This window comes from Coleofasciculus sp. (assembly GCF_046539235.1).
Classification (GTDB): Bacteria; Cyanobacteriota; Cyanobacteriia; order Cyanobacteriales; family Coleofasciculaceae; genus Coleofasciculus.
This window is the reverse complement of the sequence record NZ_JBKHHI010000182.1, coordinates 1-12,354: the sequence shown is the minus strand read 5'-3', so window position 1 is coordinate 12,354 and position 12,354 is coordinate 1. Positions and strand designations below refer to the sequence as shown.

Genomic DNA, 12,354 nt, shown 5'->3' with positions numbered 1-12,354 from the left:
GAAAACTAAGCCCTGAAGCTACGTCTGGGTGTAGAGACGTAGCATGCTACGTCTGAGTACAGAGCGATGGCACGTCTAGAAGCAAATAGGGATGGTAGCTGATCAATATTTGCAGTCAACCTGCACTATTGGCAGAAGCCAATGATATTCTAAGAAGAGCGGTTCAAAACCAATTGTAGAGGCACTAGTTCAATGCAAGTTAATGAGTTAGGGTTCGTTGCCAGTCTTCTGTTTGTACTGGTTCCCACAGTTTTTTTGTTGATTCTGTATATCCAGACAGCTAGCCGAGAAAGCAATAAAAATTCTTAGCATTGGCTGTCTACCTTCCGCCCATAAGATCCCCGACTTCTTCAAGAAGTCGGGGATCTGACACTCAATCTGGTGTGTGAACTAACAACAGGGGACAATTTGTATAGTGAGTAGGGTGGGCATTGCCCACCAACCTTAAGGAGCGTGCCATTTTACTCAATCCGGTGTGCGAGCTAATAGCACAGGACAATTGGCATACACCCGCACATAGTCCGACAGGGAAGTCCCCAGCAATCGGTCTAAATCAGGGAGAGACTTAGCAATGGTGGGACGGCGTTCAGGAGAACCTAGGACTAACAAGTCCACATTCATTTCATCTGCCAAGCGACAAATCTCTCGTCCCGCCTGACCCTTACTATTTATACATTTATAGGCAACACCTTGCTTTTTCGCTTCCGCCGCCGCCGATGCCAAAACCGGATCGGTTTCAGGAGTGGTTATCGATTCACCCGATGGCGTTTTTTGGTCAGGGTTGACGTGAACCAAATACAGTTGACCGCCTTTGACATCCCGAATCAGAGACAGTGCCAAATCCAAGCTTTGCTTAGCACTATCGGATTTATTCATTGACACCATGACTCGGTTGATCCGTTTGACATAGATATCGTCTTTCACCAATAACATGGGGCGAGAGGACAATTGGAAAACATATTGGCTAACCGAGTTTTCCAAGATGGATTCCAACCGTTTGAGTCCTCTGGAACCCATAATCACTAGGTCAGATTGCTCTTCCTCAGCCACTTGCAGCACTACGTCTTTGGGATCTCCCTGTTTGAGTCTGGGTGTGATTTTGTTGGGATCGATTTTGAGAGACTTGACGGCGTCTGCCAAAATCTTACCGCCCTCTTCTAGTTTGGCTGACATGGCGTCAGCACTAACTTGGGGGGTGACTACATGGAGAACCGTAACCGATACCTGTTGCATGATCGGGATTTCGGTCAACATATTAAACATTTCTTCACATAATCCCCGACCGGCAACAGCAAGCAAAATTTTTTCAATCATGGTTTCAATCGTTGTGAGTGGTTAAGATGAGACTTTCGCCATTCCAGGAGAGTCGGAGCCATATTGGGGTAAATTCCACAAGCCCCGGAAGTAGTAGTTGTTTCCCTGACAATGCATCAGTCCTGAACGTTATCGTATTTGTGCCTTCTAAAACTAAGGATACTGGGAATCGGGGTTTCAAAATTTGACAATTTGTCAACGACTGGGGGGTGCAGGGTTGTAGGGGTAATACTGTTCGGTTAAGAGGAGCGGGGGGAGCAGGGGGAGAATAAATTAAATTAGAGCTTATCCGAGCAGTATTGGTTGTAGGGGCGGGTTTTACCCATAACGTTCTGAAGACAACCATTAACTTATGTAAACCCGCCCTTTCTTAAGCGTGCAGGGGAATTCCAGACGTAGCAGGCTAGGTTTCTACACATTGCTCACATTCGTTAAGGTAGAACAGTCTATAGTATCCATCGAAAAGAAATCTCCATGAACCTTTCAAGACTCTGGCAGGTAATTATTACAGTAGTATTAGTGCTGGGACTCTATATGCCCCCGGTGACGGCGGCTGAAACCCTTTCCCCTAGAACTGATACGTTTAATGCTTTGGTGCAGGAATGTCTGGAACTCCAAGGAGAGACATCTCTGAGTGCTTGTGATCAAGCCATCGAACTGCATCCGGATGACGTGATTCCTTGGTATGGGCGTTCTCGCGTGTTATCGGCTTTAGGACAGCAAGAAGAAGCCGATCAATCTTATGCGCGGGTACGGGTGATTCAAGCGTACTATAATGCGATCGCGCAACTGCTTGCCCAACGAGAACAAATTGAGTCGTTGATGCAAAATGACGAGCAATTCTCTCAACTCGAAGCCGCGATTGATAGTGAGGATGTGGAGCAAGAGCAGTTGGAACAACTGCAACAGCTTAAACAACAGATTCTCACACTCCGGGAGAATCCTAGCATCCTCGATCAAGAAATAGCGGATGCGATGCTTCAGGTACGCGATCGCTTGGCTGATATTATTGGACAAATTTCCGCCACAGCTTCATAACTGGGCGCAAACTGGGCGGAATTTCTGGGCGCAAGCCTTGCGCCCCTACGAGGCTAATCCATCATATTTCCTGTTCCCTTGAATTAATTCTTACGACCAAATACAAAAAACGTTGTGATATCATTCCAAATGCCTTTATCTGTGACTAACGCTTAACAATGGTTGGGTGCCGATTGAAAGACCCATAGATGGCTATGTGAATGCGGCAAATCTAGGCTACTGTTATCAGTAAACCGTTTTAAGCCACACAACACATTTTGCCCCGTGAGTCAACCCTTTCAACAGCGAGACTTTCTCGCCAATACCCAACTCTGGCGAGGTTTGCCGGATGAGCAGTTAGACGCGATCGCGACCATTGCGATCGCGAAATCCTATCATAAAGGTGAGGTAATTTTTGTTGAAGGGGAGGAGGGTAGCGGATTCTTTGTCGTGAAATCCGGTCGAGTAAAAGTATTTAAGTTATCAGCGGAAGGAAAAGAACAAATATTAGAATTTTTTGGGGTGGGAGAACATTTTGCCGAAGTCCCCGCTTTTGATGGCAAATGCTTTCCCGCATCGGCTACAGCGTTAGAGAAAACCGAATTGTTATTTTTTGGGCGCGATGCTTTCTTAGAATTGCTGGATCAACAGCCAAAGATAGCGATTAATATGTTAGCTGTTTTTGCGCGGCATTTGCGACGTTTTGCCCGATTAATTGAAGATTTATCGTTAAAGGAAGTACCCGGACGGTTGGCGGCTTATTTGCTCTATTTAAGCGAACGGTCTGAGCATGCCAATCACGTAGAATTAGATATTACCAAGACTCAGTTAGCTTCTTTATTAGGAACAATTCCTGAAACCTTATCACGAGTATTTGCCAAGTTGAGTCAGGAAGGATTAATTTCAATTCAGGGAGCGAGGATTCGGTTATTAAATTTAGAAGGATTACGAATTTTATCGGAACGATAGCCACGCACACATTTTTTTTACGCCTATAAAAATAGAAGTTATCGAAATTAATTGGTAATGGCGTGGCACACCTTATTTGATGAATTAGAATTACGCCCGTAAACCTTAGGGGCGCATGGCGTGCGCCCGATTCAATGGTATAGCAACCGCCATAGCGGTTAGGACACATCATTTATGTTCCAGACGCGCCATGGCGCGTCTCTACAATGGTGCCGAAAGTCCTAATCGATGTGTCTACTGCTATAAAATCTATCCCACCATTTTAGGTGTGCCACGCCAGTAGGAGAGGTTTTAATTTGGATTAAATCGGGTCTGCTGCATGACTGTGGAAGCTAGACCAGATAAGCCACACTGGGGAAGGGCGGGTTTTGTTGAGAGGCTAATGGTTAGATCATCTGACTGAGTGGCTAAACCCGCCCCGACAATTTCTCTTGTTTCCCCTGTAGACTAAGCAATATTTCACCTTACAAATGACAAATGACATAAGACGAATGACAATCCTCACCTATTCTGCACCGTCGTTTCCTGGGGCATCTTCCCATAATAGCGATGATAATAATCATAAGAACTCGTGGTATAGTTCTTAACCCCATTCGCCACCACTCCCAAGACTCGGGCATGAGAGGTTTTCAATCCAGATAACACCTGCATCAATACCGTTCGATCCGTTCTCCCCAATCCCACCACCATAACAATCCCATCCGTATGCGCCGCCAATAACCGCGCATCGGCTAAACCTAACATGGGTGGTGTATCAAAAATAACTAAATCAAACATTTCTTGAAACGACTCAACTAAATGCTGCATCTTTTGAGAACAGAGTAATCGAGTCGGATCAGGTGGAATTTGCCCCGCGGTTAACACAAATAGATTCTCCTCCAACGGTGATGGCTGAATCACATCTTTCACATTAATGTCACTAGAAATAACATGACTCAATCCCCACACATTCGGTAAATCCGTCCTCAGATGCACCTGGGGACGTCGTAAATCGGCATCCACCAGCAACACCCGTTGTCCCATGGCGGCGGCGGCTTGTGCCATGAATGTTGCTATAGTGGATTTGCCATCAGCAGGAACCGCTGAACTGATTACCACCGAACGAATCGGTTGATCAGGACTAATAAACTGAAGATTTGTCTGAAGCGAACGAAAAGCCTCTAAAAATGGAGAAGCCTGATAGCGATAAGTGGATTGACTGATGGGAGATGCCAATAGCGGAGTTTCCAGTTTTCCTGCGGTTTTTGCTAGTTTAGTCGGTTTTTTCAGAGGCTTATGAAACGGAATCGTTCCCAAAACCGCTAACCCTGTCTTTTCCTTCAATTCCTCAGCCGAGTGAAACACCTTATCCAACTTTTCGGCTAAAAACCCCGCCCCAGCACCTGCCAGCAATCCAGCTACTGCCCCCAAAGCTATACCGTGCGGTATGTTGGGTGAGATTGGTTTTTGAGGTTGTTGAGGTTCGGCAATTAACTGCCAAGGTAATGTCTTTTGGACGGCTTCAATTTGTAGTGTCTCTCGCACCGCCAGAAATCGGTTCAAACTCTCGGTGGCGACTTTCAACTCCCGCTGTAAATCGGTATACTGACGGGCAACAACTGCCAAATTCTTCAGTTGCTGACTCATCAACCGTTCCGCTTTGGCGATCGCACCCGCCCGCACTTCTAGCATATTAATTTGGTTTGTCGTCTCCACAAGCTGTTGAGTCAGTGCCAAACGCAGGGAACTAGGGGACGCCAAAGATGCCGGATTTTCGGGTACAGCGCTAGCATTTGCCCCCAAAACAGTTCCGGCTTCCTGACTCAGCAGAGGAAGTAAATTTTGTTGCTTCTCTCGTAGCGCCTGAATCGTGGGACTCTCTTCGGTAAACCGCGCCGATTCATTAGCAATTTGACTTTCAATCTCCGTTAACTGATTCAGCAACTGCTGATAACGCGGGGCTTCGGAGAGGGCGGAAGCCGCGATCGCTTGTTTGGCAGATAGTCCTAATTCTCCTAACTGACTTTGCAGTTGCAGCGCCAGGGTGCGGGCTTCATCCAGTTTAGTTTGGGTGTTTTGACGTTCTTGGACAATGGTGCTGACTTGACTGGTCAATACTTGACCCTGACTATCTGGATCAACTAATGTATTATTTTGGCGAAATCGTTGTAGTTTTTGCTGGAGAGTATCCACCCGCCCTTGAAGTTTCGGTAGTTGCTCTTCGACAAACTCAATCCCCTGTCGCGTACTCGTCTGCTGTTCAGAGAGCGAGTAGTTCATGTACCCTTGGGCAACTTGCTCTAGAATAAACTGAATCTTTTCCGGGTCAGAATCTTGGTAGCGTATTTCTAATATTTTCGTTTCTTGTAACTGATTAATCGCCAGTTGGCGGCGAAGCGTATTATAGTTAATCTCTGGATAACGAGACTGAATTTGTTCGACAATTGGTGCCATTACTTGAGGACTCCACAGCACCTGAATTTGGGTGTCGTAATCTATACTGTTGGCTTGACCCCCAGCCGATTGATTCAGGGATGCACTAATCTGATCTAAGTGATCTTCACTGGAAACTGACCCCACTAATAACTGAAACTTACCTTCATAATTGGGTGTCTGCTGCAAGACTTTCGTGACAATTCCCGATGTCACCGCGATCGCCACGCCAGCGATAACTAATGCTCGTCGCCGCGCTACCGCCAGAATCTTACGCAAATCCAGCTTGTCATCCTCTGTCTCAGCTAACTCATACAGGGAGAGACTGGACAGTTCTGACGGTAGTTGTCCATTACGATTGGGTAATAACGACTGATGCTCTCCATTTGAACCCATAATTCAGTTAAACGTTGGCGTTTTGAGAACTGACGCGAATAGTGGACGATTCGATCCCTTATCCTAGAGGAGGTGGGGATGCACGAAGGTTGACCCTCACGACTCAGGTAGAACTCCCGGCGACAGGAGGAAAACAACTTTTTTAGAGGTTTTGGTGTACGCTGATCATAATGACTACTTACAGATACAGCGTTAGTGCGCTCGATCAGGATAATCCATAGAAGGGTCAGGGTGTAGGCATTTTGAATTGACTAATCTTGCCTATCGCTGCGGTGGATGGGCAAAGGAATACCAACGAATGATTTAAATCTATCCGAAGGTGCTGGAAATGTTCGTTAAGATATGGTGATCCAAAAATTACAGCGATCATCTAATTTAAATTGATCATAAACTGTCACATCCAATATCAGGCTCATTTTTGTAATCTTTATTAAAATTTCATCTATTAATTTGACCATGAAGAATAAAAAATAGGTTTAAATTGGGGTAAAATAAATACTCAACAAAGTTGGACAATTGAGTTCTGATCCGATCCGGATATTGGCAAATTAATGTGTAAAGTCTAGCGTAATTTGATATTTATTTTAGATCCCAGTCAGTAACACAGAAACATGAGCAATAGTGAGACTCCCCTACGCCATAGTAAATCCCTCCGGTTATCGATCTTGACTCAATTTTACCCCCCTGACTACGCCGCAACCGGACAGCTAATAGAAGAACTGGCTGTCGAGTTAGGCAAACAAGGTTTATCGGTGCGAGTGTTTACAGGACAACCGGGTTATGCATTTCACAGCCAGTCAGCACCAGCAAGGGAGTATTTTCAGCAACTGATCGTTCAGCGATCGCGAGCGACTCGGATTTGGTCGAAACGTATTCGTGGCAAAGCATTAAATGGACTAATCTTTTGTCTGCGGGCTGGACTGCATTTACTCAGAACCCGTAGTCGGGGAGACATACTCCTGTTAACCACTGCTCCTCCTTTTCTGCCCATTCTGGGATATTTGGCGAAAAAGTTATTTGGACTACCTTATGTTTGTTTAGTCTATGATCTATATCCAGATGTTGCAGTCGAACTCAATGTTGTGTCTCGTCGCCACTGGTTAGTTAGACTCTGGAATACGGTGAACTGCCATATATGGAAACAAGCTCAACAAATTATTGTCTTGAGTCCTTCGATGAAGAATCGAGTCATTGCCAAATGTCCCCCACTCAAGGATAAAATTACCGTTATTCATAATTGGGCAGATGCTAATTGGATTGTACCCATTGCTAAACAGGATAACTGGTTTGCCCACAGGTTCAATCTAGTCGATCGGTTTACGGTGTTGTATTCTGGGAACATGGGTCGCTGTCATGATATGGAGACGATTCTCAACGCTGCCCAACTGTTACAACATGACTCAATTCTGTTTGTTTTTATTGGCAATGGTGCTAAACGTGAAGCCTTTGAAGCCCAAACTCGTCAGCTTGGCTTAAATAATTGCCGCTTTTTACCCTATCAAGATAAACAAAACCTACCCTATTCACTCACCTCAGGGGACTTATCCTTAGTTAGCATTAGTTCAGGGATGGAAGGTTTAGTCGCCCCCAGTAAACTTTACGCCGCCTTAGCCGCAGGGCGTCCAATCGCTGCAATTTGTGAACCGCAGTCTTATTTACAGGCGCTGATTGCGGAGGCTGAATGTGGGGCAGCGTTTAGTAACGGTGATGCGAAGGGTTTGGCAGAATTTATTCTCGGCTTGTCCACAGATGAACGGTTGGTCAAGCGTATGGGTGAAGCGGGTCGTCGGTATTTACAATCCAATTTTACCCCGGATCGGATTGCACAAGAGTACTCTAAATTATTGCATCAGTCTGTTGTTTCAGAGTTGGCATCAAGCCCTAATGAAAGAGATGGGATAAAAGGACGTAAAACGAATACAATGGGTCAAGGAACAGGAGGATAATACCAAATCCGCTGTTGTCAGCCTTGCTCGCTACTAATACCCGATTTAAATGCATTACAGCTTATTTTTCCACCAAGACAGAAGGGTTAACCGATTGGGTAGATGTTGCTGCGATTCTGTTGGAGACAGATCTGTCCGACGTAGTGGGTAATTGAGATGCAAGTTTTTCCATTTCGATGAGACGAATTGAGAGTAGGATTTCTGCCAGAGTTCGCTGGAGTGCATAATACCAGCCATACCAACCGTCGAGAATACCTTGGTTGAAGATCAGACAGTAGAACAGGATGACGAAGGGGGCGAGGATTTTTTGCCGCCGGATGCGATCGCCGAAGCTGAGTTCACCAGGAGACGTTTCCAGGATTTTCTTATTTTCAATCAGCATATAGCGGTCTTGCGCCCATAACCAGCGGCTTAGAGGTTTGCGATCGTCGTGGTAAATATAGGAGTTGAGTGTACCCGACTTACCTTTGACGTGAAGTAGCTGGGTATGTCCGTCATCCAGATAGATAGATTTTTCGCGTCGGAATAGAACTTGTCGAGGCGGAAGCAATGTTCCGCGCAGTGGCTTGCCAAATACGCAATATTTGAACCGGACGAAGTAGCCATCTATGGGAGAATTATTGGCAAGAGACTCAATTTCGGTAATCAGTTCGTCGGTGAGGACATAATCGGCATCCAGGGAGAGTACCCATTCAGTTTTGATCTGTGCTAAGCCGTAGTTCCACTGGTTGTGATGGGTGTCGAACTGCCGTTGGAAGACTTGGGTTTGCGGATAGGATCTTACAATGTCCAGGGTTTTGTCGGTACTGTAGCTGTCAATAACGACGATTTGCTTTGCCCAGGTAAGTTTTGCCAGAGTGCGATCGATATTAGGGGCTTCATTGAGAGTAAGGATAAGAGGAGTAATTGTTTCTAGCATATCTGTTTATTTACGAACTTCAACCACCATGACGGAGCCTAAAAGCGAGGGAAAATACCGACTCAAAGCCGCAAATGGTTGTCGGCGCTCGGCTCCATAAAAAACAAAATTTTTAGAGAATCCGCAATGGTTTAAAAATCGTCTAATTTCAGCTTTATTAAAATATCGAATGTGCTGCCATTCCCAAATTGGAATTTTATGTCCCTCTGTTCTTCTGGGTACACCCATGAGTAAATAGTAGAGGCGGTTGACAATCCAACCATGATTAGGAGTACTCAGAACAAGTCGTCCGCCCGGTTTGAGAATTCTATGAATTTCCCTAGCAACCTTTTCGGGGAAAAATAGATGTTCGATATTGTCTCCCCAAAATACTTCATCGAAAAAATTATCTTCGTAATTATAGGGAATATCTTCAATGTCTTTCTGGATGGCGCTAACACCAAGTTTGATTAGTTTGTCTACGCCAGCCCCATTCCATTCTAAAGCATAGACTTCGTAGCCCTTTTCTATAAGAAATTTGCTTACCGTACCGCGACCAGCACCTATATCTAATAAGCGTTTGCCGTTACCTTGGCGATAAATCCGTTTCAATGCATTATTCCTTTCATAACTATCAAATTCGCCAGACATATCAGATAAGTATTCGGTATAAACCTTTTCATAAAATTCTTGAATCATATCTTTTGGCATGATCATCTCACAGTTGTCCTTATTTGATTAATTCCTCGAACTCCGTCAAATAGAGTTGGGCAATTCTTGCGTAACTAAAACAAGTAGCATTTTGTGAACCATTAATAGCCATTTCGCTAGTTGCTTGATAATCAAGTAGTGCTGAAGCCAAAGTGGATGAGAGATTTTTAGCCGCATCAGCGCTACGGTGATCGAAAAAGTATCCGGTTTTACCTTCTTCAATGAAGTCTCTAAAGCAGTCCAGATCAGAGACTATAGGCACTAAACCTGTAGCCATTGCTTCTAAAGGAGCCACCCCAAACGATTCTCCTTTCTCAGCTAGTGATGGATAACAAAATAGATCGGCAGTGCGGTAGGCTTCAGCTAATTTTTTGCCATCAAATATTGGTTCAGAGAACTCAACAGGTAATTGTTGAGCTTTTCTTTGTAAGCTATGTAGATAAACTTCTCCACCACCACCTTGATTCTGCCTGAACGGACCCAGAATCCGCAATTTTACATCGGAGAAATCTTGGCATAAGATGGCAAAAGCATCGAGCAAGAGATGAATGCCTTTTTCTGGGTGAATTCTACCTGCATACAGGATAGTTTTATCCTTCCTTATAGGACGTGGTGAAACAGGTGGATAGAACAGGCGAGTGTCGATTGGATTAGGAATGACCCGAAGCCGAGAATTAGCAGGTGGATATTGTTTAGCAATGGCTTCTTGAATGGCTTTAGATGGAGCAACAAATCGGTCAGCGCCAGCGTATAAATGATATTGTTTCTTAGGAAATCTAGCGGCATTAATTACAACTCGACCGGCATTAGAACGTAGTGTAGATGCGAAGACAGGTAACCAAAAATCATTGATGACTAAAATGTCAGCCCGAGGTAACACTGGCAAGACTAATAAAGCATAAGCCAAGTCTTTAAGCAAATCCCAAGCAATTGAACGACTTTGAGGAAATCCACTATACCTGAAATACTTCACACCATTGAGAATCTCTTGTTGAGGCTGGCTGGGATAGGAGCGGCATACAATAGTTACTTGATGACCCATAGCCGCAAATTGTTCAGCCACACCTTGCCAGCGACGCGGTACTGCTCCTCCTTGTAATGTCGGAACCGGAAACCAAGGACCTGTAACGATAGAAATTTTCATCTTAGACCCTCAGCGAGAAACGTCAAACTGAATACAACTAGGAGGATCACCATGACCTAGAATCCAGTGGTAAACGCTTAACATCTGCTTAGATATAGAATCCCAGGAGTATTTAGTTTCCACTAAATTTCGACCTTTTAAACCCATGACTTGGCGTTCTTGGGAAGACAATTGCATCCCTTCAGCTAAGGCACAAGTTAGTGCGTCTTGGTTGTTATCTATCCACCAGCCGCATTCATAGGTAGACAAATCTTGCCAGGGTGCCTCTTTGGTTGTGACTACTGGAATTGCATGAGCGAGTGCTTCTGCTACAGCAATGCCAAAGTTTTCTGAATGAGTTGGTAAAACAAATAGGTCAGCGTTTCCCAGAGCAGCTGCTTTTTTTTCTCCCGAAAGCATTCCGGTAAAAGTAACTCGCTTCTCTAGGCTTAACTCTACTGTCATCGATTCTAGTTTGCTTTGATAGCCAATCTGATCCGGACCAGCAATCAAAAGATGCCATTCAGGAAACTTATCCGCCAACTTATGCCAAATTTGCAGTAAGTTGTCTAAGCCTTTCTTAGGATGTATTCTGGACAAGAAAAGCAGCCATTTTTGAGCAGATAGTTCTGGAAATAGTTCTGTCAATATTTCTCGATTTGTTTGCTCGTATAGATCCGGGCAATAGACCCCATTTGGAATTAAAGCAATCGGCTGTTCAAATCCAATCCGACGAATAGAAGTTACTTCTTCCCAGGAAGTGGCATGAAAAGCCGTCGCATTTTTCAAGTTTTCTTGTTCGTACAAAACCCATGCCAACCATTTCTTTGTTCGGCTGCGCTTCAATGACCATGACTCAATCATGCCTCTGGGAGAAATTACCAATGGCAGACGATTGTTCACGGCGGCTTTACGAGCATAAAGATTGGGAAACATCCACAAGCCGTGGTTGTGAATTAAATCTAATTCGGTTGAGGCTAATTGACACAGAGCATGGCTAGCATTAGGCTGAAAGCCGCGTAGATACCAGCTAAGGAAGGTCGCCGGATAGCTGTGTAACTTGGTATCTACTGCTGGAATTTGGCGACCTTTTTGTTGATAGTCAAGTGTAAGTAGATGAGAGAATACTCCCTGTGCAGCAAGGGCTTGAGCTAAGCTAGTGACAGATAAAGCTGGACCTCCTGTAGATTCATTGATGCTTGCAACGACATGACAAACTCGTGGTTGGGTTACCGCCGTTTCTGGTGTTGATAGGGGAGTGTGTGGAAGTTGTTTAAAAGTCACTGGAATCCCAGCCAAGGTAACAAAAGTGATATGCCAGCTATACAGCAGTTTGCTCTGCTATGCGGTACATTGTCGATCCCCCTCGCATCCCATAAGCAAAAAAAGCGAAGCATCCTCTGGCTTCCCCCTTGGAACAAAAAGCGAAGCAACATCTGGTCTCCCCCGTGCAACAGAAGCGAAGCATCCTCTGGCTTCCCCCATGGAACAAAAAGCGAAGCATCCTCTGGTCTCCCCCATGGAACAAAAAGCGAAGCATCCTCTGGTCTCCCCCATGGAACAAAAAG

Annotated in this window: 10 protein-coding genes; 4 read left to right on the top strand and 6 right to left on the bottom strand. The window is 44.9% G+C overall.

Annotated elements, in window-relative coordinates:
* The first annotated feature begins 192 nt into the window (after window positions 1–192).
* Window positions 193–309: a photosystem II reaction center protein PsbM gene (gene psbM, locus ACLFWI_RS16695; protein WP_006101355.1), complete on the top strand. Its 117-nt coding sequence runs from the start codon at window positions 193–195 to the stop codon at window positions 307–309.
* A gap of 156 nt (window positions 310–465) precedes the next feature.
* Here psbM and ACLFWI_RS16690 read toward each other — a convergent pair whose 3' ends face one another.
* A complete protein-coding gene (locus ACLFWI_RS16690) occupies window positions 466–1,314 on the bottom strand; it encodes a universal stress protein (RefSeq protein WP_446411175.1) in 849 nt (282 codons plus the stop codon).
* 474 nt (window positions 1,315–1,788) lie between these two features.
* On the opposite strand from ACLFWI_RS16690, the gene ACLFWI_RS16685 reads away from it, so the two are divergent.
* Window positions 1,789–2,352, top strand: coding sequence for a tetratricopeptide repeat protein (locus ACLFWI_RS16685; protein ID WP_446413849.1), 564 nt, complete (start codon window positions 1,789–1,791; stop codon window positions 2,350–2,352).
* Window positions 2,353–2,616: 264 nt separating this feature from the next.
* On the top strand, window positions 2,617–3,300 hold the full coding sequence (locus tag ACLFWI_RS16680; protein WP_446413848.1) for a Crp/Fnr family transcriptional regulator: 684 nt from the start codon (window positions 2,617–2,619) through the stop codon (window positions 3,298–3,300).
* Between the two features lie 501 nt (window positions 3,301–3,801).
* Here ACLFWI_RS16680 and ACLFWI_RS16675 read toward each other — a convergent pair.
* Entirely contained in the window at window positions 3,802–6,108 is a 2,307-nt protein-coding gene (locus ACLFWI_RS16675) for a GumC family protein (protein WP_446413847.1), read from the bottom strand.
* A gap of 665 nt (window positions 6,109–6,773) precedes the next feature.
* Here ACLFWI_RS16675 and ACLFWI_RS16670 point away from each other — a divergent pair.
* Window positions 6,774–8,054, top strand: coding sequence for a glycosyltransferase family 4 protein (locus ACLFWI_RS16670; RefSeq protein WP_446413846.1), 1,281 nt, complete (start codon window positions 6,774–6,776; stop codon window positions 8,052–8,054).
* Between the two features lie 61 nt (window positions 8,055–8,115).
* Here the strand turns inward: ACLFWI_RS16670 and ACLFWI_RS16665 are convergent, their stop codons facing one another.
* Genes ACLFWI_RS16665 through ACLFWI_RS16650 form a run of 4 tightly spaced genes read right to left on the bottom strand, consistent with a single transcriptional unit; the run spans window position 8,116 to window position 12,070 of the window.
* The gene (locus tag ACLFWI_RS16665) at window positions 8,116–8,973 is read right to left on the bottom strand and encodes a glycosyltransferase family 2 protein (RefSeq protein WP_446413845.1); all 858 of its coding nucleotides are present in this window, start codon (window positions 8,971–8,973) and stop codon (window positions 8,116–8,118) included.
* Window positions 8,974–8,979: 6 nt separating this feature from the next.
* On the bottom strand, window positions 8,980–9,669 hold the full coding sequence (locus ACLFWI_RS16660; RefSeq protein ID WP_446413844.1) for a methyltransferase domain-containing protein: 690 nt from the start codon (window positions 9,667–9,669) through the stop codon (window positions 8,980–8,982).
* A 13-nt stretch (window positions 9,670–9,682) separates the two neighbouring features.
* Window positions 9,683–10,807: a glycosyltransferase family 4 protein gene (locus ACLFWI_RS16655; RefSeq protein ID WP_446413843.1), complete on the bottom strand. Its 1,125-nt coding sequence runs from the start codon at window positions 10,805–10,807 to the stop codon at window positions 9,683–9,685.
* A gap of 9 nt (window positions 10,808–10,816) precedes the next feature.
* Window positions 10,817–12,070: a glycosyltransferase gene (locus tag ACLFWI_RS16650; protein WP_446413842.1), complete on the bottom strand. Its 1,254-nt coding sequence runs from the start codon at window positions 12,068–12,070 to the stop codon at window positions 10,817–10,819.
* Window positions 12,071–12,354: the final 284 nt, after the last annotated feature.